This window comes from Rhizobium sp. CF142 (assembly GCF_000281145.1).
GTDB lineage: Bacteria > Pseudomonadota > Alphaproteobacteria > Rhizobiales > Rhizobiaceae > Rhizobium.
Genome location: NZ_AJWE01000132.1, coordinates 1 through 25,354 on the forward strand (window position 1 = coordinate 1; position 25,354 = coordinate 25,354).

General features: G+C 60.6%; 27 protein-coding genes and 1 pseudogene. 13 read left to right on the forward strand and 15 right to left on the reverse strand.

Translation table 11 applies throughout. The annotated features are described in order from the left end of the window. The 3 genes and pseudogenes from PMI11_RS33370 to PMI11_RS33380 form a co-directional block, all read right to left on the reverse strand. Positions 1-413 (reverse strand): annotated as a pseudogene (locus tag PMI11_RS33370) (dienelactone hydrolase); the annotation flags it as partial. Between the two features lie 132 nt (positions 414-545). Next, positions 546-1,520 carry a threonine ammonia-lyase gene (locus tag PMI11_RS33375; protein ID WP_007826450.1) on the reverse strand — a complete coding sequence of 325 codons (975 nt, stop codon included), beginning with the start codon at positions 1,518-1,520 and terminating at the stop codon, positions 546-548. Between the two features lie 69 nt (positions 1,521-1,589). Continuing rightward, on the reverse strand, positions 1,590-2,648 hold the full coding sequence (locus PMI11_RS33380) for an AraC family transcriptional regulator (RefSeq protein ID WP_007826451.1): 1,059 nt from the start codon (positions 2,646-2,648) through the stop codon (positions 1,590-1,592). A gap of 152 nt (positions 2,649-2,800) precedes the next feature. Between PMI11_RS33380 and PMI11_RS33385 the strand changes: the two genes are divergently transcribed. Beyond that, on the forward strand, positions 2,801-3,508 hold the full coding sequence (locus PMI11_RS33385) for a hypothetical protein (protein WP_007826452.1): 708 nt from the start codon (positions 2,801-2,803) through the stop codon (positions 3,506-3,508). A gap of 8 nt (positions 3,509-3,516) precedes the next feature. Here PMI11_RS33385 and ggt read toward each other — a convergent pair whose 3' ends face one another. Together ggt and PMI11_RS33395 are read right to left on the reverse strand one after the other, a co-directional pair. After that, positions 3,517-5,259 (reverse strand): gamma-glutamyltransferase, encoded by a 1,743-nt coding sequence (ggt, locus tag PMI11_RS33390; RefSeq protein ID WP_007826453.1) that lies wholly within the window; start codon positions 5,257-5,259, stop codon positions 3,517-3,519. A 62-nt stretch (positions 5,260-5,321) separates the two neighbouring features. Continuing rightward, on the reverse strand, positions 5,322-6,176 hold the full coding sequence (locus tag PMI11_RS33395) for a helix-turn-helix transcriptional regulator (RefSeq protein WP_007826454.1): 855 nt from the start codon (positions 6,174-6,176) through the stop codon (positions 5,322-5,324). A gap of 114 nt (positions 6,177-6,290) precedes the next feature. Here PMI11_RS33395 and PMI11_RS33400 point away from each other — a divergent pair, with 114 nt between their 5' ends. Beyond that, positions 6,291-7,007: an SDR family oxidoreductase gene (locus PMI11_RS33400; RefSeq protein WP_007826455.1), complete on the forward strand. Its 717-nt coding sequence runs from the start codon at positions 6,291-6,293 to the stop codon at positions 7,005-7,007. A 4-nt stretch (positions 7,008-7,011) separates the two neighbouring features. Here the strand turns inward: PMI11_RS33400 and PMI11_RS33405 are convergent, their stop codons facing one another. Beyond that, positions 7,012-7,377, reverse strand: a complete 366-nt coding sequence (locus PMI11_RS33405; RefSeq protein ID WP_007826457.1) for a winged helix-turn-helix transcriptional regulator — start codon at positions 7,375-7,377, stop codon at positions 7,012-7,014. A gap of 106 nt (positions 7,378-7,483) precedes the next feature. Between PMI11_RS33405 and PMI11_RS33410 the strand changes: the two genes are divergently transcribed. Both PMI11_RS33410 and PMI11_RS33415 read left to right on the forward strand, forming a co-directional pair. Further along, positions 7,484-7,813, forward strand: coding sequence for a nuclear transport factor 2 family protein (locus PMI11_RS33410; RefSeq protein ID WP_007826459.1), 330 nt, complete (start codon positions 7,484-7,486; stop codon positions 7,811-7,813). Beyond that, entirely contained in the window at positions 7,810-8,613 is an 804-nt protein-coding gene (locus PMI11_RS33415; RefSeq protein ID WP_007826461.1) for an SDR family oxidoreductase, read from the forward strand. Before PMI11_RS33410 ends, PMI11_RS33415 begins: the two co-directional genes overlap by 4 nt. Here PMI11_RS33415 and PMI11_RS33420 read toward each other — a convergent pair. The 6 genes from PMI11_RS33420 to PMI11_RS33445 all read right to left on the reverse strand — a co-directional run bounded on the left by PMI11_RS33420 (position 8,565) and on the right by PMI11_RS33445 (position 12,491). Next, complete coding sequence (locus PMI11_RS33420) at positions 8,565-9,614, reverse strand: alpha/beta fold hydrolase (protein WP_007826463.1); 1,050 nt, start codon at positions 9,612-9,614, stop codon at positions 8,565-8,567. The two genes, PMI11_RS33415 and PMI11_RS33420, sit on opposite strands and share 49 nt — an antisense overlap. A 78-nt stretch (positions 9,615-9,692) precedes the next feature. Further along, positions 9,693-10,310: a hypothetical protein gene (locus tag PMI11_RS33425; RefSeq protein WP_007826465.1), complete on the reverse strand. Its 618-nt coding sequence runs from the start codon at positions 10,308-10,310 to the stop codon at positions 9,693-9,695. 99 nt (positions 10,311-10,409) lie between these two features. Beyond that, the gene (ykgO, locus tag PMI11_RS33430) at positions 10,410-10,535 is read right to left on the reverse strand and encodes a type B 50S ribosomal protein L36 (RefSeq protein WP_007826467.1); all 126 of its coding nucleotides are present in this window, start codon (positions 10,533-10,535) and stop codon (positions 10,410-10,412) included. Positions 10,536-10,712: 177 nt separating this feature from the next. Next, the gene (locus PMI11_RS33435) at positions 10,713-11,780 is read right to left on the reverse strand and encodes a 5-(carboxyamino)imidazole ribonucleotide synthase (protein WP_085990580.1); all 1,068 of its coding nucleotides are present in this window, start codon (positions 11,778-11,780) and stop codon (positions 10,713-10,715) included. Continuing rightward, a complete protein-coding gene (gene purE, locus PMI11_RS33440) occupies positions 11,777-12,271 on the reverse strand; it encodes a 5-(carboxyamino)imidazole ribonucleotide mutase (RefSeq protein WP_007826471.1) in 495 nt (164 codons plus the stop codon). Before purE ends, PMI11_RS33435 begins: the two co-directional genes overlap by 4 nt. 16 nt (positions 12,272-12,287) lie before the next feature. Continuing rightward, positions 12,288-12,491 carry a YdcH family protein gene (locus tag PMI11_RS33445; RefSeq protein WP_007826473.1) on the reverse strand — a complete coding sequence of 68 codons (204 nt, stop codon included), beginning with the start codon at positions 12,489-12,491 and terminating at the stop codon, positions 12,288-12,290. 230 nt (positions 12,492-12,721) lie between these two features. Here PMI11_RS33445 and PMI11_RS36965 point away from each other — a divergent pair, with 230 nt between their 5' ends. Continuing rightward, on the forward strand, positions 12,722-12,895 hold the full coding sequence (locus PMI11_RS36965) for a YdcH family protein (protein WP_007826474.1): 174 nt from the start codon (positions 12,722-12,724) through the stop codon (positions 12,893-12,895). Positions 12,896-13,049: 154 nt separating this feature from the next. On the opposite strand, the gene PMI11_RS33455 is transcribed toward PMI11_RS36965, so the two are convergent. Next, on the reverse strand, positions 13,050-13,310 hold the full coding sequence (locus PMI11_RS33455; protein ID WP_007826476.1) for an ArsR/SmtB family transcription factor: 261 nt from the start codon (positions 13,308-13,310) through the stop codon (positions 13,050-13,052). Between the two features lie 65 nt (positions 13,311-13,375). Next, positions 13,376-14,140 carry a sulfite exporter TauE/SafE family protein gene (locus PMI11_RS33460; protein WP_007826478.1) on the reverse strand — a complete coding sequence of 255 codons (765 nt, stop codon included), beginning with the start codon at positions 14,138-14,140 and terminating at the stop codon, positions 13,376-13,378. Positions 14,141-14,248: 108 nt separating this feature from the next. Between PMI11_RS33460 and PMI11_RS33465 the strand changes: the two genes are divergently transcribed. Both PMI11_RS33465 and PMI11_RS33470 read left to right on the forward strand, forming a co-directional pair. Continuing rightward, the gene (locus PMI11_RS33465; RefSeq protein ID WP_007826480.1) at positions 14,249-14,902 is read left to right on the forward strand and encodes a thiamine phosphate synthase; all 654 of its coding nucleotides are present in this window, start codon (positions 14,249-14,251) and stop codon (positions 14,900-14,902) included. Positions 14,903-14,912: 10 nt separating this feature from the next. Further along, complete coding sequence (locus tag PMI11_RS33470) at positions 14,913-15,992, forward strand: tetratricopeptide repeat protein (protein ID WP_007826482.1); 1,080 nt, start codon at positions 14,913-14,915, stop codon at positions 15,990-15,992. Positions 15,993-16,004: 12 nt separating this feature from the next. Here PMI11_RS33470 and PMI11_RS33475 read toward each other — a convergent pair whose 3' ends face one another. Then, positions 16,005-17,759, reverse strand: coding sequence for a methyl-accepting chemotaxis protein (locus PMI11_RS33475; protein ID WP_007826484.1), 1,755 nt, complete (start codon positions 17,757-17,759; stop codon positions 16,005-16,007). Between the two features lie 343 nt (positions 17,760-18,102). Between PMI11_RS33475 and PMI11_RS33480 the strand changes: the two genes are divergently transcribed. The 6 genes from PMI11_RS33480 to PMI11_RS33505 all read left to right on the forward strand — a co-directional run bounded on the left by PMI11_RS33480 (position 18,103) and on the right by PMI11_RS33505 (position 25,268). Next, positions 18,103-18,432: an STAS domain-containing protein gene (locus PMI11_RS33480; RefSeq protein WP_007826486.1), complete on the forward strand. Its 330-nt coding sequence runs from the start codon at positions 18,103-18,105 to the stop codon at positions 18,430-18,432. Next, complete coding sequence (locus tag PMI11_RS33485; RefSeq protein ID WP_007826493.1) at positions 18,429-18,797, forward strand: response regulator; 369 nt, start codon at positions 18,429-18,431, stop codon at positions 18,795-18,797. Before PMI11_RS33480 ends, PMI11_RS33485 begins: the two co-directional genes overlap by 4 nt. Further along, a complete protein-coding gene (locus PMI11_RS33490) occupies positions 18,794-20,857 on the forward strand; it encodes a chemotaxis protein CheA (RefSeq protein WP_007826495.1) in 2,064 nt (687 codons plus the stop codon). The genes PMI11_RS33485 and PMI11_RS33490 overlap by 4 nt, the downstream gene beginning before the upstream one ends. Continuing rightward, positions 20,854-21,363 carry a chemotaxis protein CheW gene (locus tag PMI11_RS33495; RefSeq protein ID WP_007826497.1) on the forward strand — a complete coding sequence of 170 codons (510 nt, stop codon included), beginning with the start codon at positions 20,854-20,856 and terminating at the stop codon, positions 21,361-21,363. Before PMI11_RS33490 ends, PMI11_RS33495 begins: the two co-directional genes overlap by 4 nt. Positions 21,364-21,393: 30 nt before the next feature. Continuing rightward, on the forward strand, positions 21,394-23,106 hold the full coding sequence (locus PMI11_RS33500; protein ID WP_007826498.1) for a methyl-accepting chemotaxis protein: 1,713 nt from the start codon (positions 21,394-21,396) through the stop codon (positions 23,104-23,106). Positions 23,107-23,330: 224 nt separating this feature from the next. Continuing rightward, positions 23,331-25,268, forward strand: a complete 1,938-nt coding sequence (locus PMI11_RS33505; protein WP_007826501.1) for a HAMP domain-containing methyl-accepting chemotaxis protein — start codon at positions 23,331-23,333, stop codon at positions 25,266-25,268. The last annotated feature ends 86 nt before the right edge of the window (positions 25,269-25,354 follow it).

Below are 25,354 nucleotides of genomic sequence, written 5' to 3' on the forward strand. Positions count from 1 at the left end.
TCGGCAGGCCCCAGCCATATTTCGTGGAGGCTCTCCTCGCTCGTCATCGTCTGCGGATCTGGCTGGCGCATCATCGCTACCACGAAGCCTTTGGATGCGAGGCGTGACGCCATCCAGGCGCCGATGAACGGGCCGGATTTCAGGCCGCCGTGGGAAAGCAGGATCAAGGGGTGACTGCCGGCAGCGGCAGGCGCGTCCTGTTGCGCGGCCTCGCCTTTGAAAAGCGGACTGTCGCCGATAAGGATAGACGCTCCGCCTGCCATCGCCGGATACCAGAGCGTGATGTCCATGCTGCCGCCGCGTTCCGGCACGGGGACCGAGAGGAAAGAAAGGCCGATAGTGTCGGCCGCATGTGCCGGGGCGTTGGTGGCAAGGAGGCAGGCCGACAGCAGCAGGGTGAGAAGATGTCTCATGAAAACCTCGGAACGAAGACCGCCACATGACGGCAAGGCGAGGTTTCCGTTGTTTCCCAGGTGAGTGAGACCCCGATCATGATCGAGGTCGTCGCCGATCGCGATCAGGGTCTTCGAGAGCGTTGTCGAGCGTTAGCCGAAGCGTTCCAGTGCAGTGGTGAACACGTCGGCGTCGATATTGCCGCCTGAGGTGACGACGACGGCCGTGTCGCTATCCAGCTGGTCGCCGTGGAAGAGTGCGGCAGCAAGAGCGACGGCTCCGCCCGGCTCGACGACGATCTTGAGGCGGGTGAAGGCGAGGGCTACGGCGCGCAGCGCCTCATCATCCGTCACGACAATACCCTGTCCGGCCAGACGCTTGAGGATCGGGAAGGTAATGTTGCCCGGCTGCGGCGTGACGATCGCATCGCAGATCGACCCGCTCATGGTGGCATTGCGCTCGATCTTGCCTGACGCAAGCGATCGCGTGGTGTCGTCGAAATTTTCCGGTTCGCAGGGACGGACACGGAAGCCCGGCGCACTCGCTTCCAATGCCAGGGCGATGCCCGAGCTCAGGCCGCCGCCGCCGCAGGGAACGAGGACTTCGGCATTCCTGACGCCTTCTTCTTCCGCCTGTTCGGCGATTTCCAGCCCGGTCGTGCCCTGGCCGGCAATGACCAGTGGTTCGTCGAAAGGCTTGATGAGTGTCAGTCCGCGTTCGGCCGAAAGTCTCGCGCCGATCTCGTCGCGGTCTTCGTTGGCGCGGTCATAGAGCACCACTTCGGCGCCGAAGGCGCGCGTATTGGCAATCTTTAGCTTCGGTGCGTCGCTCGGCATGATGATGACGCTGGGGACGCCGTGCAAACGGGCGGCAAGTGCTACACCCTGGGCATGGTTGCCGGAGGAGAAGGCGATGACGCCCTTCTTGCGCAGTTCCGGATCGATGCCCGAGACGGCAGACCAGCCGCCGCGGAACTTGAAGGAGCCGGAATGCTGCAGGCATTCGGCCTTCACGAACAGCCGCCGGCCGGCAATTTCATCGAGGAAGGGGGAGGAGAGAAGCGGCGTGCGCCGCGCATGTCCGCGCAGGCGGGCCCTGGCGGCAACGATCATTTCAATGGAGGCCATGGGAATCTCTTCTGCTTTAATGCCGCTCATGCATAGAGCGCGCATCTTTGCTTGTGAACGGCGACTTTGTCACGGTGACATGAATATGACATTGGACGCAGCGCCACCCGATTCCCGCCGGACGCGCCGCTTTCTGAACTGTGTGGGGTTTTCGCCATTCATGCGCGCGAATTCGCGATTGAAGTTGGACTTGCTGATGAAGCCGGAGTCGAACATCACCTGTGTTATCGGATGATCGGTGCCGACCAGCTGCTCGCATGCGGCGCGGATACGGAAGTCGTTCACATATTGCGAGACGCTCATGCCGTGTATGCGGTTGACGGCCGTGGAGACGCGCCGGGCCGGGAGATTCATCTTGCGGGCAATGCGGGTGAGATTGAGATCGGGATCGCGATAGAGCTGACGGGCACGCATCAGCGTATCGAGGGCCGCGGCGACGGCCTCGTCTTCTTCCGTTGCCGGCGGCGGCGGTGGCTCCTCCGATATCACCTCCTTGCTGCTCCCACTACTCGCCACCGAAGCGGCGGTGCCAAGGATCAGCAGCGCGATGACGTTGCCGAGTGCGACGATGGCACCTGCATGAATGCCGCCGGTCTTGGTGAAATCGAAGCTGATGATGACGTCGGTGACGGCGGAGGCGATGAGGGCAAAGCCGGTGATCTGCAGCGAACGATAGGAAAGCACCGCACCGTCAAGGCGGGAGGCGACGAGCGCATCTGGACCATGCCGGGCAAGCCAGAGCAGGGCCGCGCCGTAGCCAAGGAAGATCAGAATGATGGCGAGACTGATCGGCTCTGGATAGAGCGCGATCAAGACGACGATTGAGGCCGTCGGCAAAAGGTGTGGCCAGAAACGGGAAAGGGTGGGTTGCTCTTCCATAGCAAGCCCCTTGAAGCAAACCCAGGCGAGGGCCGCGATTGTTGTCGCGATCAACGATTGAATCGGCATGATCGCGATGACGTCGTAACCCCAGCGGATGCCGATCACGACGGATTGGAGGATGTAGAACCCGATCAGCAGCAGGAAAGGCCGCTTTTCGGCAAGCGCCCCATCACCCTGACGCAGCATGCGGATCAGCAGGATGGCAAGCAGCAGAGCCACGACAAAGGGCAGGGGAACGAAAATCATCGGCGAATACCCGGACAGCGATAATGACCCTCAGAATGAACCCGATTGCGTTCGCGGTCGACCCGGATCGTGATCGAGGTCTCGAAATAGGGGCTGAAAATCCATCCTGAAAGTGTCCTCGACGGGAGGGCCTCATTCATGGACGGATTTCGATGATCATTCTTCTTGTGATGCCGGTGCTTCTGGTAGCTTCTGCAGCCGCTCTGCCGGACAAGGTATCGACAACTGCAATTCCCGATCTTTCCGGCGTGCGTGCGATTGCCATCAGCGGTGACGCAAGCTCGATCAACATCACCACGCGAAGCGACCAGCCCTATGGCGCATCGCTCAGCGGGCGACGGAAGGGCTGGTTCTCGTCCTGGTATTCGAGCTGGTACTTTGCCGATTGCCGCGACAACAGCAACATGCGGGTCGAAAACACGGTCTTGCATATCGATATCGCCGCATCGTCGTGGCTGGACCCGTCCGACTGTGTGATCGAGGTCAACGCCAATGTGCCTGCTGGTGCGGCCCTCCGGATCGATCAGAGCGCTTTTACGGCAAGGCTCACAGGGCATTTTTCCGAGCTTGCGATTGCCGGAAAAGCGGCCGACATCACCTTGGACGGCCATGCCGGGGGCATCGATATTCGCGCAGACGCCGTGCGGGCTTCCCTCGATTTCGACAGGGTCGAAGCGGACGAGAGAGTATCGATCCGCGCTCGTGCTCTCGATGCCTATCTCGGTTTCGGAGACAGCGCGCCAATCGATTACAAGGTGACGGCAAAGGCTTCCTGGGTCGATGCCCTGCAGCCAAGCGTGCCGGGCGCTATGCCACGTGTCGAGATCGATGGCGATTTCGTTCGGGTCAGGATCCGCTAAGCGGCTGTTCAATAGCCGCTGGCTGAGCCTTCAGTCGCGCGGTCGTCCATTGCGCCATTGTAGCGGGCGCCGCCGCCCTTCTGGATGGCTGCAAGGCTCTTGCCGCCGACGAGAATACCGGCGGCCTGTCCCCAGACCGGAGCATCAACGCCGCCATCGAGTTTGTAGCCCATGGCGGCGAGCGCCTTTTCGGTATCCGGCGAGAGCGCAAAAGGCTCCAGGTAGACGGTGTCCGGCTGCCATTGATGATGGATGCGCGGGGCGTTGACCGCCTGGCTGATGTTCATGCCGAAATCGACGACGTTGAGGATGGCTTCCAGGGTGATGGTAATGATGCGCGAACCGCCGGGGCTGCCGATTACCATGAAGGGTTTGCCATCCTTGGTGACGATCGTCGGGCTCATGGAAGAAAGTGGCGTCTTCTTCGGCGCGATGGCATTGGCTTCGCCCTGCACGAGGCCATAGAGGTTCGGCACGCCGGGCTTGGAGGTGAAGTCGTCCATTTCGTTGTTGAGCAGCACGCCGGTGCCGGGTGCGACGACGCCAGCGCCGAAGGAGCCGTTCAGCGTATAGGTCACGGCGACTGCATTGCCCTCGTCATCGATAATAGAATAATGCGTCGTCTCGGTGCTTTCCTTGCCGCCGAGCGGCTTCAGATTGGCCGAGGTGCCGGCCCGATACGGATCGATCTTGGCACGAATTGACGCCGCATAACTTCTGTCCAGCAGTTTGGAGACGGGATTGTCGATGAAGTCAGGGTCGCCGAGTGCGGCGTTGCGGTCCACATAGGCATAACGCATGGCCTCGACCATGATGTGGACGGTTTCTGCCGATCCGTAGCCAAGATAAGAGAGCGGATAGCCTTCGAGGACGTTCAAGATCTCGCATATGATGACGCCGCCGGAGGAGGGTGGCGGCGAGGAAATGATGTCATAGCCGCGGTAATTGCACTCGATCGGCTTCAGTTCCCGCACCTTGTACTGCTCGAAATCCTCCTTGGCGAGAATGCCGCCCTTGGCCTGGCTGGCACTGACGATCGCCTCGGCAGGCGCACCTTTGTAGAAGGCATCGGGGCCTTTTTCGGAGATCGATTGCAGGACAGCCGCAAGATCCGGCTGCACCAGCTTTTCGCCCGACGCATAGGGGCTGCCACCGGCTTTCAGGAAGATTTTGGCGGCCTCTTCATCCTTGGCGAGCCGTTTGGCGCTGCTCGCGAAAGCGGCTGCATCGCCCTGCTCCAGCGTAAAGCCTTCCTTCGCATATTTTAAAGCCGGGGCGATCAGTTCTTCACGCTTCCTGGTACCGTATTTCTCGCGGGCTGTCTCGAAGCCCATGACCGAACCCGGTGTGCCGACGGCGAGATAGCCGTCGAGGCTGGCACGTGGGACGATGTCGCCTTTGGCATCGAGATACATGGTCTTGGTTGCGGCAAGCGGCGCGCGTTCGCGGAAATCAAGGAAGGTCGTTTTTCCATCCTTCATCCGGATCGTCATGAAACCACCGCCGCCAAGATTACCGGCCGTCGGATAGACGACGGCCAGCGCGTAGCCCACCGCGACCGCGGCATCGACGGCATTGCCGCCACTCTTCAGCACGTCGACGCCGACATCGGTTGCCAGATGCTGGGCGGTGACGACCATGCCGTGTTCGGCTTCGACAGGTGCCGGTGAAGCGGCAAAAACGGGCAATGGCGCGAGACAAAGTGAAATGGCGGCGAGAATGGCGACGGATTGTCTGGGAAGGCGGTCCATGAATTTCCCCTCAAAGGACGGCGATGGGAAAGATATGGCGTCACTTCTGCGGCAGGCAATGATCAGGCAAGAAGCTCGGCGAGTTTCCTGTTCGTGTCGTGCTCGTCGAGAGGCGTATAGACGATCAGCTTCATGTCCGGCTGGCTCATCAGCGCAAGGCCGGTATGTTCGAAGGACATCAGGCCCTTGACCGGATGGTTCAGGCGCTTCATGCCGGTGAGCGGAGCCACGACCTCATGGCGTGGCCACCAGGTACGGAATTCCGGACTTGCCTGCTGGAGCAGGGTGATGAGCCGCTCGAAATCCGGGTCGCCGGCATAACGGGCGCTGTCGGCGCGGAACATGGCGAGCGAGACGCGGGCGACGGCTTCCCAGTCGACCAGCAGGCTGCGATGGAAATCATCGGCAAACAGCCGGTGCATGGTGTTGCGCTCGTCCGGCCCCAGCCGGTCATAACCACCGAAGAGCAGGTCGGCGGCACGGTTCCAGGCCAGCACGTCCCAGCGGCGACCAAGTACATAGGCCGGCTGATGGGTCAGATTATCCAGCATTCGGCGCAGCGGCTCGTCGACCACTTCCGGCGCGGACGAAAGCGGCTGCGGCGGCTGGCGGCTGTTCAGGGTGAAGAGATGCTGGCGCTCGGCCTCATCAAGACGAAGCGCATCCGAGAGCGCATTCAGCACCTGCGGGGAAGGGCGGATGTCGCGCCCCTGTTCCAGCCAGGTGTACCAGGTGGTGCCGACACCGGCGATCATGGCGAGCTCCTCGCGCCTGAGCCCCGGCGTGCGGCGGCGAAAGCCATCCGGCAGGCCGACATCGGCCGGGCGCAGGCGCTCACGGCGCGAGCGCAGGAAGGCCGCGAACTCGCGACGGCGGGCTTCAAACGTGTCCAGCTTCTGATCCATGGCGACGATCATATCAGTATCGATACCAGGATAAAATCAGGCCTGTTTGCGATTTTGGGACTCCGCAAGATGAGAGCGCACCCGGCAACGAAAGCCGGAAGTTCGATCATCCAAAGGAGTATTCTCATGTCATTGCAGCACGCAGTTGTTATCGGCGGCTCTTCGGGTATCGGCCTTGCCTCGGCGAGACTGCTTCTGGAACAAGGATTTCGGGTCACCATCGCTGCACGGGACGAGGCGAAGCTCAAGGCATCGGCTGATTATCTTTCCGGCGAGATCGGATTGATTGCCGTCGATGCCCGAGATCCCGCCACCGTGAAGCAGGCCTTCGAAAGTCTTGGATCCTTCGATCATCTCGTGCTGGCGCTGGGCAGCGGTCATGGCGCCGGTCCCTTCGCGACGCTTGACATGGCCGACCTCCTTTCTGGCTTCCAGACGAAGCTCATCCCGCATGCTGCGACGGCGCAAGCGGCTCTGCCGTTCCTGCGGCCAGACGGTAGCATTACTTTCGTGTCCGCCGTTAGTGCGCAGGCCGCGATGCCGGGGACCGCAGGCCTTGCCGCCGTCAATGCGGGGATTGAGGCGATGGTGCGGGTGCTTGCTGCCGAGTTGAAGCCACTGCGCGTGAATGGCGTTTCGCCTGGAGTGATCGATACGCCGTGGTGGGATTTCCTGCCCGCCGAACAGCGTCAGGCTGTGTTCCAGGATTTTGCCGGGCGCACGCCGGTTGGTCGCATCGGCCGGCCGGATGATGTCGCCAAGGCCGTCGCTTTCCTGGTCTCGAACGGCTTCATGAGCGGTCACGTCCTGACCTGTGATGGCGGCATTCACCTCGCGGCTTGAACGCTCATACAGTCCCGTCGGCGGCTTCCTCGGGTGCGAAAACCATCCCGGTCAGGTCCTTGTCCCTTAGGGCGGCCCATTTCAGCAGGGCGTCCAAGGCGGGGCAAAGGGCCTGACCCCAATCCGTCAGGCGATATTCCACCTTGGGCGGCACCTGATGATGGACGATGCGCAGCACGATGCCATCATTCTCCATCTGGCGGAGCTGCTGGATCAGCATCTTTTGCGAGATGGCGGGAATGGCGCGTTCGAGATCGGAAAAACGCAGCACCTTGCCGCCGAAGAGGTGGAAAAGAATGATGAGCTTCCAGCGCCCTTCCAGAATCTTCAGCACGTTTTCGACGCCGGTCGCTGCGGAATAGGGTGTCATCGCAGTACCTTACTTTCAGGTAAGTACCTGACTTTTTTGTAGGTTCTTGTCATCTGGTAAGCCTATGCCCATTCTTTTCGGCAAGCAACCGAAGAGGAGTTTCCGAATGAGTATCGAGCTTCCGAAACCGCTGGCCGCCTATTACGCCGCCAAGAATCAGAGGGATGTCGACGGCATGCTCGCCTGCTTTGCGGCAGATGCCAGCGTGCACGATGAGGGCGAGGACAGGCGCGGTCATGTCGACATCCGCGAATGGATGGAGGAGACGACGCGCAAATATGGTGTGGCGGTCAATGCCAGGGAGATTTCCGGCGACGCCGACAAGCCGATTGTGACTGCGCTGGTCTCCGGGAATTTTCCGGGCAGCCCTGTCACACTATATTATCACTTCACGCTTGCCGGCGGCGCAATCACGCATCTGGAGATCAATGCATGACTGTCGTATCGGCATTTTCGTTCGACCCGAATGAGTTCACCGGCAAGCGTGTTCTTGTCACAGGCGGCACGAAGGGCATGGGCGAAGCGATCGTGCGGCGACTTTCCGCAGCCGGCGCACGCGTCGCGACGAACGCACGTTCGCCGCTGCCCGAGGGGGAGACTTCCGCGCTCTTTGTTCAGGCGGATATCAGCACGGCGGAAGGCGTGAATAGCGTCTCCTCGAGGGTGCTGGAGGTCTTCGGCGGTCTCGATATTCTCGTCAACAATGTCGGCGGTTCATCGGCACCAAGCGGCGGTTTTGCGGCGCTGACGGATGCGCATTGGCAGGCGGATATCAATGCCAATCTGCTCGCGCCGGTGCGGCTCGACAGGGCATTCCTGCCCGGCATGATCGAGCGCGGCCACGGCGTCATCATCCATATTTCCTCGATCCAGAGGCGGCTGCCACTCTATGAAGCCACACTCGCCTATGCGGCGGCCAAGGCAGGATTGTCGAATTACAGCAAGGGATTGTCGAAAGAGGTCGGGCCGAAGGGCGTTCGGGTGAATGCCATCGCGCCGGGTTTCATCGAGACCACGGCTGCCACCGCCCTGATCCGGCGCATCGCTGATGAGGCCGGCACCGATGAAGATGGTGGCCGCAGGCTGCTGATGGATTCGCTGGGCGGCATACCGATCGGCCGGCCGGGCCGGCCGGAAGAGGTGGCGGAGCTCGTGGCCTTCCTGGCCTCGCCCCGCGCCGCCTCCATTCACGGCGCGGAATATACGATCGACGGCGGTACCGTTCCGACCGTCTGATTGAGAGAAGGGCCGGCAAGCCGCTCTTCCGCCTTGCGGGCAATCGCTGCAAGGTCACGCGGCTTGCCGGCAATCTTCTCCATGGCGGCAATGGCGACGTCGGTCGCAAGATAGTCAGGCTTGTGGCCGACGCCCCTGACCATGATAAGTTCCGAGCCCCTGATATCCCGCGCCAATCCACGCGAATGCAGATGCTCCCAGACGATCTCGTCCTTGTCACCAGTGATGATGACGGTTGGCGCTGATATTTCGGAATAGTGTGGCGCGTTGGCCGTCAGATATTCATGGAGCCGTTTGAAGTCGGTGGCGTTGTTGTAAAAGGCGCGCGGCCGCAGCACCAGCGACGGACCAGTCTTGGCGACGTAATCGAGAGGCCGGGGATTGGGATGGAAGACGTTCAGCGTGCCGCGTTCCAGCCGCCGCAGGCCAAGGGGCACGACGACCGCATGATTGAAGAGCCAGCCGACAAGCGGTGTCGTCGCGACATGATAATACCAATCGATGCCGCCTGGCCATGGATGGGAGGCCGGCGCGAGGAATAGCAGGCCGGCTGTCTTGTCGGGATGGCGGACACCGAAGGCCGCGGCGATTGCGCCGCCGAAAGAATGGCCGATGATGACAGCCTTTTCGATGCCGCGCTTTTCCATCAGTTTGGCAATGGCGTCGGCCTGGCCTGACGGCAGCGCGTTTTCCGGCCCGCCACGTTCCGAGTAGCCGTGACCGGGTCGATCGACGAAGAGCATCTCGGCGCGGCCCTCCAGTGGTTCACGAAAGGCGCCGGTCTGGTCGAGCAAATTGCCGCTGGCTCCATGAATGAAGACCAGGGGCGGAAGATCGGCGGTGCCGGGGCGCGGAACATGCACGGCATTCATGCGAAAGCCGCCGATATCGGTCAGTTCGCCGATATTGGGATAGGCGTGTTCGAACTGGCGGGCCTTGTAGGAGGAATAGCCGATGGCGGCGGCGATGGGGGCGAGGAGGGCAGAGATTTCGGCAAGCATGGCACTAACCGCACAGTGACGATATCATTGGGCTAAGATTGTGCGCCTTCCTACGCCGTCAAGTGCGCGCCGGATCTGTCAGGTGCGGCTGCCGGCAAGCTTTTCCGAGAGCGTGCTGACCTGCTCCTGCGCAGTGCGATCGGCGGGGTAGACATCCAGAACGCGCTCCCAGGCCTTGAGAGTGATCTGGTCATTGCCCGTGGTGGCGAGGATAGCCGCCATGCCTGACAGCGCGCCGAAATGGCGGGGCTCGAGCTTCAGCACCTGTTCGATATCGGCCATCGACTTGCGATAGTTGCCGAGCACGAAATTCAGCGTTGCACGACGGTTCCAGCTTTCGGCATAGGTGGGTTTCAGGGCGATGGCTTCATCGAGAAAATCGAGCGCTGCCGGATTGCGCTTTTCCTCGATCGCCTTGTCGGCCCATTGCATCAGGAGATTGATCGTCGCGCTGTTGGAATCGTTCCATTCCATGCGGATCTGATTGGCGATGCTGCTTGCCTTGTCGGGGTCGCGCTCACGCTTCAGCTGCCCATAGAGCTGGTCGAGACGTTGCTTTGGAGACGAATCGGAATCGGCCGGCTGTTCGACGATAACGTCCTTCTGCTGAGCCATAGCGGGGAGAGCAGGAGCGAACAGGATGAGGGCAAGCGGCAGGGCCGCTGAGGTCAAGGCAAAAAAGCGCATGGCGGACATATTAGCCCGCCATCGCTGAAGATCAAACAAATTTGGCGTGATCACCGAAGCGACCAACCGATATGCCCGCCTGAGGGCAGGCAAACCGGATACGCGCAATCAGCCCTGACGAGCCTTGTAGCGCGGGTTCTGCTTGTTGATGATGTAGATGCGGCCCTTACGGCGAACGAGACGGTTGTCACGATGACGCGCCTTGAGCGACTTGAGCGAATTCTTGATCTTCATTTTTCTGATCCGCGATGTTTCTGGGGGAATTCACATTCGCCCGTGTCTTTTAACAATCAAAAGCGCGCCGGCTGGGCGCGCTCTTTAGGTGGGGGAGCAGATAACCCGACCTCCGCCTTGTGTCAACCACGTGAAGGCTTTTTTCCGTGGGTTTCAGGCGCTGGCCGGGCAAACGGCTCAGCAGGCTTTGCCCGTCAGCGTTGTCACGTGGCCCATCTTCCGGCCGACACGCGCCTCGGTCTTGCCGTAGAGATGCACCAGCGTGTTGTCACGCTTCAGCCAGTTCGGAACGGCAAGGATATCGTCGCCGATCAGGTTCTGCATCACGCAATCGGAATGGCGGTGCGGATTGCCGAGCGGCAGGCCGGCGACGGCGCGGATATGTTGCTCGAATTGCGAGACGACGCAGGCGGCTTCCGTCCAGTGGCCGGAATTGTGTACGCGCGGCGCCATCTCGTTGGCGATCAGGCTGCCATCGGCCAGCACGAAGAACTCGATGCCGATGACGCCGACATAATCGAGGGCGGTGAGAATCTGTTCGGCAGCCTTGCGCGCCGCATCGGCGGTGGCGGCGGAGATTGTCGCCGGAATTGTCGACGTATGCAGGATGCCGTTGCGGTGCACGTTTTCGGCCGGGTCGAAACAGAGCACAGTGCCGTCGGTGGCGCGGGCGGCGATGATCGAGACCTCCCGTTCGAAGGCGACGAAGCTTTCGAGGATGAGCGGCACCGAGCCAAGTTCCGCATAGGCGCCCTCAGCACTGTCGGCTGCTGACCGGAAGACCTTCTGGCCCTTGCCGTCATAGCCGAGGCGGCGGGTCTTGAGCACGCCCTGGCTGCCGAAATCCGTCAGCGCCGAATCGAGATCGGCCTGACTGTCGATGGCATGGAAACGAGCCGTCGGGATGCCGCAACCATTGATGAAGCGCTTTTCGACCAGTCGGTCCTGCGCTGCTTCCAATGCCCTCGGCGGCGGATAGACGGGCACGCTCCTTGCCAGCATTTCGGCAGCTGCGACAGGCACATTCTCGAATTCGTAGGTTACGACATCGCAGAGCCCAGCCAGTTCGGCGAGCGCTGAAGGGTCATCATAGGCGGCAACGATCTGCTGGTTGGCGAGCTGAGCGGCAGGGCTGTCGGCCTGCGGCTCCAATATGATTGTGCGGAAGTTCAGCCGGGCTGCGGCCATGGCAAGCATGCGGCCGAGCTGGCCGCCGCCGATGATGCCTATTGTCCTGACCATCAGAGATCGTCCATCGGATATTCGGCGACGGAGGCGCTCTGGCGCTCGCGCCATTCGTCGAGGCGCTCTGCGATCTCCTCGTCCGAGAGGGCAAGGACCGCAGCAGCAAGAAGTGCCGCATTGATCGCGCCGGCCTTGCCGATGGCAAGCGTGCCGACGGGGATGCCGCCCGGCATCTGGACGATGGACAGCAGGCTGTCCTGGCCGGACATTGTCTTTGACTGCACCGGCACGCCGAAGACCGGCAGAGGCGTCATGGCCGCCGTCATGCCCGGAAGGTGCGCCGCGCCGCCTGCGCCTGCGATGATGACCTTGAAGCCTTCGGCGCGTGCGCCCTTGGCGAAGGTTACGAGCCGGTCGGGTGTGCGATGAGCCGAGATAATGCGCGCATCATACTCGATTTCCAGCGCCTCCAGCGTATCGGCAGCATTCTTCATGGTTTCCCAGTCGGACTGGCTGCCCATGATAATGGCGACTGGTGGTCTGTCTGTCATCGTCACAATCGTTCCTTCAGGCGATGATATCAGGGATGATCTGGTCTTCCAGTTTGGAGAGCTTGTCCTTGATGACCAGCTTCTTCTTCTTCATGCGCTGGATGCGCAGGGCATCGCAGCCCGTCTCAATCATGGCGTTGATCGCGGCGTCGTAATCCTCGTGCTCCTGGCGCAGACGCGCCACCATGAGCCTGATTTCCGCCTGTTCTTGATCGGCCATTTGCATTCCCCATAATCGTCTTCGGACCTTGTCCGGTCTGCCGATAAATTCCGCAAGCTCCTATCACCAAATAGAGGTAACGGGAAGTTAGTGTTGATCATGAATTTGCCGCTTAGTCTCCATCTTTTGGCCTTCGACAAGCCTTTAAAAATGTGTCACAGTCCGCTGGTTGACACCTTGGATCTCCAGCAATGGATGGCTGGGGAAGGGTAAGAGGAAGGAAGGGTCAAATGACTGTTCAAGCTCATCTTGAATCGCTCCAGAAAAAGCATGTCGCTCTCGAGGAGGAGTTGCATGCCCTGAGAACATCTCCCTCTATTTCCGATACTGAACTTGCCGAATGCAAGCGCCGTAAGTTGCGCATCAAGGACGAGATCGAGCGTCTCAAGTCATCCGTCCATTGATCTTTCCAGGCTATCGCCGGACATCTGTCTTGTGAAAGAAAAGGTAAATTCCCCAATTTTCTAGACTATCAAGCAAGACCCGGTGAATAACCGAAATCAAGCGCCAGTCCCTTGCATGCGGCATCGGGCTGGCGTTTTTACGATGAGGGGCGCCTTAGGCCCAGAACTGATCCAGCCAGAGATTGAGCTTGTCGAAGCCACGGTTATTGACCGTGTAAATGCGCTTCGTTCCTTCCGAGGTCACGGAAACGAGGTTGCTTTCGAGCAGCGCTTTCAGGTGTTGCGACACGGCAGGACGACTGATCGGCAGGCCCTCGGCAAGCTCATTGACCGTCTTCGGCGAGCGCCGCAATTCCTCCAGCAAGAACCGCCGGTTCGGATCGGCAATCGCAGCGAAGGGGTCCGTGTTCGACATCACAAAAAGCTACGTCAAACAGGCCTTTGCAGCAAGGAAATTGTGCATTGCAACGGAACGCAACCCTATTCGAGCAAGCCTTCGCGCAGGATGAGGGAAGCGGCGATCAGCGCCATGGCATACATGAAGGGGTAGAATATCTGCGGCTTCATGCGCCGCACACACCATGCACCGGCAATCGTTGCCAGCGGGGCGAAGGGCAAGAGCGTGGCAGAGGCCAGAAGGTTGCGGGTGTCGAGCTGGCCGAGCGCAAAATACGGAACGAGCTTTACAGCGTTCAGAATGGCGAAGAAGCGTACGCTGGTGCCGGTGAATTCGCGTGGCGGCAGCTTGAGCGGCAGGGCGTAGATCTGGAAAGGCGCGCCGCCGGCATGAGCAACGAAGCTGCCGTAACCGGAAAACGTGCCCCAAAGGCTTGCCAGTACCGGGCGCTGGGGTCGTGGCGGGATGACTATACCTTTGCCAGGGCCGAAATTGTTCCAGAAATAACGCAGACAGAAAGCAACGGTGACGGCGCCGATGAGAATGCGCAGCATGCTGCCCGGCACGAGAGCGGAGGTGGCCCAGCCGAAGGCAATGCCAAGAAGGGCGCCCGGCAGCATGATCTTCAGTGTCGTCCAGTCGCCGTGCTGGCGCCAGATGACCAGCGATATCATGTCCATGAAGACGAGGATGGGAAGCAGGATCGCGGCGGCTTCGACGGGTGCTACGACGAGGGCGAGAAAGGGAAGGCCGATCAGCGACAAAGCGTCGCCCATCCCGCCTTTGGCAAGCCCGACAAGAATGACAGCCGGGATTGCGGCGTAGTAGAATGACAGATCTTGCGGCATGCTTTTGAAGTTCCTCCCCTTGCAAGCCCCCTCTATCGGAATTACTCACTCAAAACGAGTGCGGATCCGCCATAGAGCGGGAAAAACCGCCGCAGATGGAAAGACTTCATGACCGAACCGGAAAACCGCTGCCGCCTTGTTCTCGTTGTGCCCGATATCGCCGATGCCGATGAAAGGGCGACGATCGTTGCCGATGCGTTGAAGGGCGGCGATGTTGCGTCCGTTATCCTGCCGCAATACGGTCTCGATGACGGCAGCTTCCAGAAGCACGCTGAAAAGCTCGTGCCCGTCATTCAGGACGCTGGTGCCGCGGCGCTGATTGCCGGCGACAGCCGCGTCGTCGGCCGTTCGAAGGCCGATGGCCTGCACATTGCCGGACCGGCAAGCGAGATTGCCGATGCAATCGATCGTTATGCCGACAAGCTGATCGTCGGCGGCGGCAATGCCGCTGACCGGCATACGGCGCTCGCAGTCGGCGAGGAGCGGCCCGACTATATCTTCTTCGGCAAGCTCGACGGCGACATCAAGCCGGAGGCGCATCCGAAGAACCTGGCGCTTGCCGAGTGGTGGGCGTCGATGATCGAAATTCCGTGCATCGTCATGGGCGGCACTGATCCGGCTTCCGCGCTCGCCGTTGCGGAGACTGGGGCCGAGTTTGTGGCGATGCGCATGGGCGTGTTTGCCGAGCCGGCTCAGGCGCCCTCGATCGTGGCTCAGATCAATGCCTTGCTTGACGAAAAAGCGCCACGGTTTGAGGATTGATATCGCGCTTATGCCGATCCCCGCCCGCTTTTCGAGATGCGCTCTCCTTTGTATGACCGTCTTACTGGCGGTCCGGCCGGAATTTGCGGCGGCGCAGGCAAATGAGGCGATTGCCGAGCCCTCGGCGACGCCCAGCCAGACATTCCGTACCGATCGACCGCAGCCACAGGGTATTGTGCCGTCCGATGGTGTCGGGGTTTTCGATCGCATGGGTGCGAAGCTGCCCGACCTGCCACCTGAAAAGGAATATAAGGGTCAGATCGACGAGGCGTTCGGCGCGTATCAGCGTGGCTATTATCTGACCGCCATGGACAAGGCGCTACCACGGGCGCAACTCGGCGATCCGGCGGCCCAGACCCTGATCGCCGAAATCCTGTCGCAGGGCCTCGGCGTCAAGCGGGACATGAAGAACGCTGCCTTCTGGTACGGCAAGGCGGCGGAGGGCGGCGATCCGACCGCCATGTTCAAATATGCGTTGCTCCTCATGGAGGGCAATAACGTCACGCGCGACAAGGCGAAGGCCGACGAATACATGCGCAAGGCGGCCGATGCCGGAAATTCATCCGCAGAATTCAATTGGGCGCAGACGCTCGTTGCCGACAATCCCGGCGACAAGGGATTGAAACTTGCCCTGCCTTATTATGAAAAGGCGGGGGAGCAGGGCGTCGCAGACGCGCAATATGCGGTAGCGCAGATCTATCAGCAGGTGCCGGACTTGCCCGGAGACAAGAAGCAGCTGGCCCGCGAGTGGATGGCGCGCGCGGCGCGGGCGGGCTTCGATACGGCTCAACTTGACATGGGTATCTGGCTGGTAAACGGCGTCGGCGGGCCGAAGGATTACGTGCGCGGCTTCGAATGGCTGAAGATTGCCGCCAATAGGGGCAATGTCGCCGCACAAAACAAGCTCGCGCATCTCTACATCAATGCGATCGGTACGGCGCCAGATCCGATCGAGGCTGCCAAATGGTATGTCCTGTCGCGGCGGGCAGGGTTGAGCGACCCGTCGCTCGAGGATTTCTATCTCGGCATCGAGGACGACCAGCAGAAGGCGGCGATCGAAGCGGCGAACAAGTTTCGCCGCATCAACTAACCCGCGGTCTTTCTAGAAAAGGGCGTCCTCGAACAGATCCTCGTCGCTCTGCGCCTTGGCCGGCTCAGCAGGAGCCGCTGCCGTTGTTTCCTCGGTGGCGGGAATGATGTCGCGATGGACATTGCGTTCCTGCACCATGGTGTAGAGCTTGAAGATCCTGCGGTCGAGCGGGGCGATTGCTTCGGCGATGTCGGAAATATCGGCGATCTGGTCGCCGGCCACGGTTTCCAGAACGTCGGCGCAGCGGGCAAGCACGTCGCCGAGATCGTGCTGGAAATCGAGCTTGCCGATCAGCAGGTTGATCCTGGTCGCGACCTCGCGGCCATGTTCGGCAAGTACCTTGAGCTCGTCTTCCATCAGGTTGGCAGCGGAGCGGATCGTGCCGACGGCCGAGGTGAGGCTTTCGGCAAGGCCGCCACTCTTGGTGCCGGCGGCAGGGGCAACACGTCCGGCCGAGGCCTCGAGCGCTGGCAAGCCATTGACGATGGCATCGGCTGAATCATCGAGCTTGCCGGCAAAGATGCGCAACTCGGCGGTGACGACGTTGATCGACTTGCCCTCTTCGCCGAGACGGCTGCAGCGCAGGTTGGTGTTCAGCGCCATATAGTGGATATCGGTCTTGACTGCGCGGATCGCCCCGATGGAGTGCAGAAGCGTCGCGGCGGTGCCGAGCGTTGACTGGCTGACCTGGTCGGCCTGATGGCTCGCGGCATCGACCTGCTTGACGATCTCGTGGGCGGCAGAGACGCTGGATTCCAGTGCGCGCATGAAATTGCCGTCGCTGTTTTCGCTGCCGCGGCTCTGGCCGCTCATCTGGTCGCGCAATCGCAGAATTTCCTGCGTATCCTGGCGGAAGCTCGTGATGGTCTGCACGACATTGCGGGAATCCCGCTGGAAGTCGCCGCACATATCCGCCATCTGCGCAGCCGTCAGGTGATGGATGACGTTTTGCAGGCGCTTGCGTGCATCGGTACCGAGCTTGGCGCCGTCCTCGCTTGTGAAGAAATCCTCCAGCAGAGAGAAGGTACTCTGCACATGTTCGATGCGCTGGCGGGTGATATCGCCGATCTGCAGCGCAGAAAGCGTGGATGCGACCTTGCTCTGCACGCCACGGGCAATGGCGCCCACGTCACGGGCGATTGCGCCGAGATTCTGGCGATGGTCGGTAATTTTCTTTGCATCATCCTTCAGCGCCCTGGCAACCGCAGGAACGGTATCGGCATAGTTCTTGGCGAGATTACCGCCGAAGGAGAGGGCGAGCTTGATCTCTTTGTGCAGGCTGTCGAGATGGTTGGCGAAGCGATTGACTTCGTCGGTCCCGGAATAAATGCGCTCGAGGATTTCCTGGGCGAAACCTGCGAATTCGGCGAGGCCCGCGCCTGTTATCTTCACCGTGACTGCGAAGGTGCGCAGGTAGCGCATCGTTTCCTGCATGTCCGCGACATGCCGGTGCAGTTCCGAGCCGGTCTGAGCAAGTGCCGTCAGAGCTCGCTGGCGGTTTTCTTCAGCGCCAGGAAGCTCGATCAGGTTCTGGACGGTCGCATTGAGGTCGGCGCTGGTGTCACTCGCCTCATTGTTGTCGAGCGCCTTGGTGATCTGGTCCAGTGACGTCAACAGACGATTGAGGACATCCATCACGGACAGCAGGACGGTGCCGCCTTCGAGGAAGCGTTCCTCGACCTGGGCGCGGGCCGATTCCAGGGTCCGGCTGATATCCGAACCTGATGCGTAGTGCGCAGTCTGTGCTGATGCCGTCGCGTTTGCCACTTTTGTACCTTTACTTATAAACACAGGCAATTTGACTCTATTTTTACGGGCAGGATGGAAACGGCAGGTAAACGCCGCAGACTCGTAAACGTTGTGATTAACAACCCATAAAACTATTCGGCAAGATTTTATAAGCTTCGCAGCATATGCTATCTATCGCGTTGTTTTTTCAGGTTATTTTATTATATGAAAAAGCTTCAGTATAAATTATCTCGGATGAGAATTCAGGGAGTCGGGACTCGCGTCAATTGCACTTTCCTACAACCGCTGTTTACGCACTGTTAAGCCTGTCATGAGAGTCCTTTTATGGTCGTTAAGTATTTCTCCGACCATGGAGGCTGCATTGGATACTCAGGCACAATATTGCGAATCTATATCCCTTCCCGAAGTTCTGAGCATTCGTAATGCTTCGGAAGTATATTCGAATATTATTGATCGATTTCGCGGCAATAATAACATTACCCTAAGTCTTCCCGAAAACGCGGAAGCGGATCTGAGTTTTCTTCAGCTCATCGAAGCCGCCCGCCGTCAGGCAAAGGCCGAAGGCAAGACTTTTACCCTTTCGGCTCCGGCCAGCGGTCCGCTTCTCAAGGTTCTTGAGCGCGCCGGATTTACCGAGGCCTTCGATGAAGAAGACAAGAAGTTCTGGTTGCATAAAGAGGTGACGTTATGAGCGCAAACATCCTGACTGTCGACGATTCCGCCAGCATCCGGCTGACCACCAAGGTCACGCTGACCAATGCCGGCTACACAGTCACCGAAGCCGTCAATGGCGCTGAGGGTCTGGCAACCGCCAAGAGCGGCAATTTCGACCTGATCGTCACCGACCTCAACATGCCTGTCATGGATGGGCTGACGATGATCGAGGAACTGCGGAAGCTGCCCGCTCAGGCCGGTGTGCCGATCATCTTCCTGACGACGGAATCCGATGCGGACCTCAAGGCGCGCGCCAAGGCTGCGGGCGCCACCGGCTGGCTTACCAAGCCGTTCGATCCGGAAAGTCTCGTTAAGATCGTGAAGAAGGTTCTTGGCAGATGAGCTCGCTTGATCCAGTCGCAGTATTCCGTACCGAAGCGGCCGAATGCCTCGAGGCGATCGAAGCCGGCCTTCTCGACCTCAACCACGACCTCGAAAACAAGGACCTCGTCGACGCCGTGTTCCGCGGCCTTCACACGTTGAAGGGTTCGGGTGCGATGTTCGGCTTCGAGGCGCTCGCCGCTTTCACCCATCATTGCGAAACGGCCTTCGACCGTGTCCGCAAGGGTGAGGTTCCGGCAACCGCCGAGCTCGTCGCCGCCGTCCTTGCCGCGCAGGATCACATGCGCGCCCTCGTCGAACAGCCCGATGCCGATCACGGCGATACTGGCCACAAGCTGCTTGCCCAGCTCCAGGCCGCCGTCGGCGGCCAGGCCGAAGTCAAGGAGGCTGTCGCGCCTGTCGCCGCAGCACCTGCCGTCGCGGCTCCTACCAAGAAGAAAACGACCTGGCGCATCCGCTTCAGCCTGCCAGCGAATTCCATGGCCAACGGTACCAATCCGCTCGGCCTTCTGGATGAACTGCGCGATCTCGGCGAATGCACAGTCCGCGCAAACATGTCAGGCATTCCGCCGCTTGATAATCTGGTCCCGACTGAGCTCTACGTTTCCTGGGACGTCATTCTGACAAGCGAACAGGACCGTTCGGCCATCGACGACGTGTTCATCTTCGTCATGGATGACATGGAGCTCGACGTTCAGGAAATCGCCGGCCCGCAAGCCGCACCGGCCGAGACAAAGAAGGATGTCGCTCCTGCTCCGGCCGCTCCGGTTGCCGCAGCACCTGTCGCACCGGTGCCCGCCGTTGCTCCGGAATTCCGCCCGGTCGAGGCGGTTCCGGTGAAGCGTGAAACGCCAGCGCCGGCTCAGGCGGCAGCCCAGGCAAAGGCGCAGGAAAACGTCCGCGTTCCGGCAGAGCGTCTCGACGAGCTGATGGACCGCGTCGGCGAACTCGTCATCGCCCAGTCGCGCCTCAGTCAGCTGGCAAGCTCCAGTTCGGATATCGCCCTACGCTCGGTTTCGGAAGAAATCGAACGTCTCTCCGGTGAGCTGCGCGACACGATGATGGTGCTGCGCATGGTGCCGGTCGGAACGCTCTTCTCGCGCTTCCGCCGCCTCGTACACGACCTCGCCCGCGAAACCGGCAAGGTCATCGAACTCGTCACCGAGGGCGAAACGACCGAAGTCGACAAGACCGTCATCGAGCGTCTCGCCGACCCGCTGGTGCACCTCGTTCGCAACTCGATCGACCATGGCCTCGAGCCGCCAGCCGAACGCCTTGGCGCCGGTAAGACGGAGGCCGGTACCGTGACGCTGTCCGCCCACCAGTCCGGCGGTGAAGTCATCATCTCCATCAAGGATGACGGCCGGGGCATCAACCGCGAGCGGGTTCGCGCCAAGGCAGAATCCTCGGGCCTGATTGCGCCCGGCCAGCCGCTTTCCGATCAGGAGCTGCTGCAGCTCATTTTCGCGCCGGGCTTCTCCACTGCTGCAACGATCACCAATCTCTCCGGTCGTGGCGTCGGCATGGACGTCGTCAAGAAGACGGTCGAGGCGCTGCGTGGCGCCATCGAGATCGTCAGCCTGCCGGGGCAGGGCTCGGAAGTCTCTCTCCGCATTCCGCTGACGCTCGCCATCATCGATGGCCTGCTGGTGCGTGTCGGTTCCGGCCGTTACGTCATCCCGCTCTCGGCGGTCGAGGAATGCCTCGAACTGTCGCTGGAAGAAGATCTCCGCTCGCGTGGGCGCAGCTTCATCTCGCTGCGCGACAGCCTGGTGCCGTTCCTGAGGCTTCGCGATCTCTTCCGCACCGGCACCAAGCCGGACGTGCATCAGAAGGTGGTCGTCATCTCGACGGGCACCGAACGTGTCGGCCTCGTGGTCGATCAGATCATCGGCGACCACCAGACGGTCATCAAGTCGATGTCGAAACTGCACAACGACGTGGCGACCTTCTCTGGCGCCACCATTCTCGGCGACGGCAGCGTCGCCCTCATTCTTGACGTCGGGCACCTCGTTGCCGCGGGTCAGCAACAGGAGGCGCAATTGCGCGTGGCAGGATGAGCACAGCAGCAACAGCCGAAAAATTCGACAAGCACTGGAACTATGCCGACGAAATCGAAGTTCTGACCTTCGATCTCAATGGCGAAACCTTCGCGCTGGAAGCGGTCATCGTCCAGGAAATCCTGGATCTGCTTCCCGAGACTGCGGTGCCGGGCAGCCAGCCTTTCGTCGCCAGCGTCATCAATTTCCGCGGCAAGGTCATTCCGCTTGCCGATCTTCGTCTTGCCTTTGGGATGGAAGCGTCGGAAGCGACGATCGACAGCCGCATCATCGTCATCGAGGTTGATCTGCAGGGGGAGCAGACACTCGTAGGAATGCGTACCGACAAGGTGAACGAGGTGACGACGCTGACGAAAAGCGCCAGCGAACCGCCGCCAAGCGTGGGTATGCGTTGGCGCGCGGATTACATCAACTGCCTGGTCAAGAGGGGAGGCGAGTTCATCATCCTTCCGAATTTGCAGGCGATTTTCTCATCGAGGCATGAGACGGCGGGGGCCGTCAACTAGCCGGGGGCCAATCATTGAGGGGTTAAGACGATGCGATTGACGATCAAGACTAAACTGGTGAGCGCTTTCACCTTCATCATTATCATGCTGATAGGCACCGCTGCCTACGGCATCTTCAGCCTCGGTTCGCTGAACGATACGATCAGCAATCTTCTCGCCGGTCCTGCCGCGCGCCTGGATCTGGCGCAACAGATCAATATCGCCCAGCTCGAAGCCATCCGCCAGCAGAAGAACCTTCTGACCGCGCGCAACGCCGACGACGCTTCCGGTGCAATCGAAAAAGGTAACCAGGCCCGCAAGGACTTCGCCGACGCATTCGCTGCCGTAACGAAGCTCGCAACTGAAGAAGGCAAGGCGCGTTGGGAGCGTGTTGCCGAGCTTTCCAAGACATTCAACCAGGCAGACGATCAGATTCGGGATTTCATCAAGGGCGGCAATACGGATGGCGCCAACAATGTCTCGGTCACGACGGCCCGCCAGGCAGCCAACGATATCGACTCCACGCTCGATGAAATTCTGGCGCTCGAAAAACAGCGCATGAAGGCTGCAGACGACAGCGCCGAGCAGCAGTACGGCACGACGCGCACGACGATGATCGCGGTTGCCGCCGCAGCGTTGCTGATTGCTGTCCTCACGGCCTTCTGGATCGCGAATACCATCAGCAAGGGTCTTAGCCGCGCCAACACCGTTGTCCGCGAAGTTGCCGAAGGCGACCTGACGAAGATGGCCGAAATCACCACGCATGACGAAATCGGCGAACTGCTCGGCAACGTCAATGTCATGATCGAACGCCTGCGCGGTGTCGTCGCCGATGCCCTGTCTGCCGCCGACAACGTTTCTTCCGGCAGCCAGGAACTGTCGGCCAGCTCCGAGCAGGTTTCGCAGGGTGCGACCGAACAGGCGGCTTCCGCTGAAGAGGCCTCCGCTTCGATGGAAGAGATGGCTTCAAACATCAAGCAGAATGCCGACAATGCCGCCCAGACCGAGAAGATCGCCCGCCAGTCCGCCAAGGACGCGGAAGCTTCCGGCGACGCCGTCAACCGCGCCGTCGATGCAATGCGCACGATCGCCGAGAAGATCGGCATCGTTCAGGAAATCGCCCGCCAGACCGACCTGCTCGCCCTGAACGCCGCCGTCGAAGCCGCTCGTGCCGGTGAACACGGCAAGGGCTTCGCCGTCGTCGCCTCGGAAGTGCGCAAGCTTGCAGAACGCAGCCAGTCGGCAGCCGCGGAGATCTCTTCCATGTCGAGCGACACGGTCAAGGCCGCTCGCGATGCCGGCGAAATGCTCGGTCGCCTGGTTCCTGACATCCGCAAGACTGCCGAACTGGTCTCCGAGATCAGTGCCGCCTGCCGCGAACAGGATATCGGTGCCTCGCAGATCAATGAAGCGATCCAGCAGCTCGACAAGGTGACGCAGCAGAATGCCGGCGCCTCCGAAGAGATGTCGGCTACTTCAGAAGAGCTTGCTGCTCAGGCCGAGGAACTGCAGGCTTCGATCGCCTTCTTCAAGGTTGATACCGCAGGCACGACCCGTGCTGGTGTACGGAAAACCGCTGCAAAGCCGGCTGCCAAGGTGGTCAAGGCTCCGGCCGCTGCCCCACGCAAGCCAACTCCGGCGACGCAAAACCACAATCACGGCCACACCGTCGCTTCCCAACAGGCACGTGCCAAAGGCTTTGCTCTGGACATGTCGATGGGCGGCCCGGACGCCGGCGACGACGATTTCCGCGAAAGCGCTTGAGCGCTTCTCAGTCAACCGAAATTCTCCGCGGCCGCCTCGGCGGCCTCGGACCGAAATATCCCGCAACGTGTGTATGCGTTAGCGTCGTGATCACTAGATGTCCGACTGCTGGGAAGTGAATCACTCGCTGTCCCCCCTTTTTGGCTCTTCATTGGTTTTACTTACTGGCGATCTGCTCACGGGCCGCCTTGCGAGACAGTATTTTCCGCTTTCAGGGGATAGAGATGCGTTTCACCATTAAAATGAAGCTGGGTATTGCTTTTGGCCTCGTAATATTACTTGCACTTGGGATGGCAGGTCTTGCCATTTCCAATCTTTATTCACTCAATGCCGCCATCAGCGATATCGTTGCTGGTCCTGCCAAGAACCTTTTGAATTCGGGTGGGCTCTCTGATGCGGTCGCCGCATCGATCCGCGCCGAGAAGAACGCCGTTATGAACACGGATCCGGCTGCCATCACCGGATATCGGGATACGGTCGCGCAGGAACGGAAGACTATCGACGACCGGCTGGCCGAGCTCGACAAGGAGACCAATCCGGCAGTCGTCAGCAAGCTTGCAGAATTCCGTTCGGTCTATCCGAACTGGACACGGATGCAGGACCAGATTCTTGATCTGGCAACCCAGAACACTGCTGAAAGCAACGCGCATGCCGCTCAGATTTCCATGGGCGAAGGTGCCAAGATCACCGATAATCTCCTGAAGATCGTGGGCGAACTCAACACTCATATTGTCGAAGATCTTCACGCCACCGATGTAGCGACGAATGTCCAATACGACAATTCCAGCAGCGCCCTGATCGGCATGGCGGTGGTGCTGTTCGTCTTCTCGACGGCCATCGCGGTCTGGATCGCTCTCGGTATCAACCGCGGCCTGAAGAAGGTTGCCTTCATCGCGGAAGCCGTCTCGAAAGGCGATCTTGAGCAGAAGGTCGAGATCAAGACCAATGATGAGATCAAGGATCTGATCGACACGGTCAATATCATGACCGCCAACCTGCGCAGCACTGCGGCCCTTGCCGACAAGATCGCCATGGGGGATCTCTCGGTCGACGCAAAGCCGCTGTCGGACAAGGATGCTCTCGGCATCGCCATGCAGAGCATGGTGACCAACCTGCGCACAACTGCCGAAGTGGCCAACCAGATCTCGAACGGCGACCTGACCGTTTCACCGAAGCCGCTTTCGGAAAAGGATGTGCTCGGCACTGCGCTCGAGCAGATGGTCGAGCGCCTGCGTGGTGTCGTCGCCGATGCGATCTCGGCTGCCGAGAACGTCTCTGCGGGCAGCCAGGAACTCTCGGCAAGCTCCGAGCAGGTCTCTCAAGGTGCGACGGAGCAGGCCGCCTCCGCCGAAGAGGCTTCGGCCTCGATGGAAGAGATGGCCTCCAACATCAAGCAGAACGCCGACAATGCCGCTCAGACCGAGAAGATCGCCCGCCAGTCGGCCAAGGATGCGGAAGCCAGTGGCGAAGCCGTCTCACGCGCCGTTGACGCCATGCGCACCATCGCGCAGAAGATCGGCATCGTCCAGGAGATCGCCCGCCAGACCGACCTTCTCGCGCTGAATGCCGCCGTGGAAGCGGCACGTGCCGGTGAGCACGGCAAGGGTTTTGCGGTCGTCGCCTCGGAAGTGCGCAAGCTTGCCGAACGCAGCCAGTCGGCCGCCGCCGAAATCAGCGCCATGTCCGGTGATACGGTGAAAGCTGCCCAGGAGGCGGGCGATATGCTCGGCCGGCTGGTGCCCGACATCCGCAAGACGGCGGAACTGGTTTCCGAGATCAGCTCGGCGTGCCGCGAGCAGGACATCGGGGCAGCCCAGATCAACGAGGCGATCCAGCAGCTCGACAAGGTGACGCAGCAGAATGCCGGTGCCTCCGAGCAGATGTCCGCAACCTCGGAAGAGCTCGCCTCCCAGGCCGAGGAACTGCAGACGTCGATCGCCTTCTTCAAGGTGGACATGGCCGGCAACCGCCAGTCCCGCGCGCCGGCCGCCAGGGTCACGGTCCGCAGCCCGGCTTCGGCAGCAACCCGCAAGCCAGTCGGCAAGAAGACCGCTGCCGCCAATACGGTCGCCGCCCAGCAGGCACGCGCCAAGGGCTTTGCCCTGGATATGTCGATGGGTGGCCCGGACGCTGGTGACGACGATTTTCGCGAAAGCGCCTGAGCGCTTTCTCACTCGAATACCGTCAGGGACCAGGCTTATGGCCCCTGACACAAGCTTCCGGTGTCCAGGAACGTCGGACGCAAGGT

Coding starts and splice junctions, on each gene's coding strand:
- PMI11_RS33375 (WP_007826450.1), bottom strand. CDS start 1,520: ATGGCCTCCATTGAAATGATCGTTGCCGCCAGGGCCCGCCTGCGCGGA.
- PMI11_RS33380 (WP_007826451.1), bottom strand. CDS start 2,648: ATGATTTTCGTTCCCCTGCCCTTTGTCGTGGCTCTGCTGCTTGCCATC.
- PMI11_RS33385 (WP_007826452.1), top strand. CDS start 2,801: ATGATCATTCTTCTTGTGATGCCGGTGCTTCTGGTAGCTTCTGCAGCC.
- ggt (WP_007826453.1), bottom strand. CDS start 5,259: ATGGACCGCCTTCCCAGACAATCCGTCGCCATTCTCGCCGCCATTTCA.
- PMI11_RS33395 (WP_007826454.1), bottom strand. CDS start 6,176: ATGATCGTCGCCATGGATCAGAAGCTGGACACGTTTGAAGCCCGCCGT.
- PMI11_RS33400 (WP_007826455.1), top strand. CDS start 6,291: ATGTCATTGCAGCACGCAGTTGTTATCGGCGGCTCTTCGGGTATCGGC.
- PMI11_RS33405 (WP_007826457.1), bottom strand. CDS start 7,377: ATGACACCCTATTCCGCAGCGACCGGCGTCGAAAACGTGCTGAAGATT.
- PMI11_RS33410 (WP_007826459.1), top strand. CDS start 7,484: ATGAGTATCGAGCTTCCGAAACCGCTGGCCGCCTATTACGCCGCCAAG.
- PMI11_RS33415 (WP_007826461.1), top strand. CDS start 7,810: ATGACTGTCGTATCGGCATTTTCGTTCGACCCGAATGAGTTCACCGGC.
- PMI11_RS33420 (WP_007826463.1), bottom strand. CDS start 9,614: ATGCTTGCCGAAATCTCTGCCCTCCTCGCCCCCATCGCCGCCGCCATC.
- PMI11_RS33425 (WP_007826465.1), bottom strand. CDS start 10,310: ATGTCCGCCATGCGCTTTTTTGCCTTGACCTCAGCGGCCCTGCCGCTT.
- ykgO (WP_007826467.1), bottom strand. CDS start 10,535: ATGAAGATCAAGAATTCGCTCAAGTCGCTCAAGGCGCGTCATCGTGAC.
- purE (WP_007826471.1), bottom strand. CDS start 12,271: ATGACAGACAGACCACCAGTCGCCATTATCATGGGCAGCCAGTCCGAC.
- PMI11_RS33445 (WP_007826473.1), bottom strand. CDS start 12,491: ATGGCCGATCAAGAACAGGCGGAAATCAGGCTCATGGTGGCGCGTCTG.
- PMI11_RS36965 (WP_007826474.1), top strand. CDS start 12,722: ATGACTGTTCAAGCTCATCTTGAATCGCTCCAGAAAAAGCATGTCGCT.
- PMI11_RS33455 (WP_007826476.1), bottom strand. CDS start 13,310: ATGTCGAACACGGACCCCTTCGCTGCGATTGCCGATCCGAACCGGCGG.
- PMI11_RS33460 (WP_007826478.1), bottom strand. CDS start 14,140: ATGCCGCAAGATCTGTCATTCTACTACGCCGCAATCCCGGCTGTCATT.
- PMI11_RS33465 (WP_007826480.1), top strand. CDS start 14,249: ATGACCGAACCGGAAAACCGCTGCCGCCTTGTTCTCGTTGTGCCCGAT.
- PMI11_RS33470 (WP_007826482.1), top strand. CDS start 14,913: ATGCCGATCCCCGCCCGCTTTTCGAGATGCGCTCTCCTTTGTATGACC.
- PMI11_RS33485 (WP_007826493.1), top strand. CDS start 18,429: ATGAGCGCAAACATCCTGACTGTCGACGATTCCGCCAGCATCCGGCTG.
- PMI11_RS33490 (WP_007826495.1), top strand. CDS start 18,794: ATGAGCTCGCTTGATCCAGTCGCAGTATTCCGTACCGAAGCGGCCGAA.
- PMI11_RS33495 (WP_007826497.1), top strand. CDS start 20,854: ATGAGCACAGCAGCAACAGCCGAAAAATTCGACAAGCACTGGAACTAT.
- PMI11_RS33500 (WP_007826498.1), top strand. CDS start 21,394: ATGCGATTGACGATCAAGACTAAACTGGTGAGCGCTTTCACCTTCATC.
- PMI11_RS33505 (WP_007826501.1), top strand. CDS start 23,331: ATGCGTTTCACCATTAAAATGAAGCTGGGTATTGCTTTTGGCCTCGTA.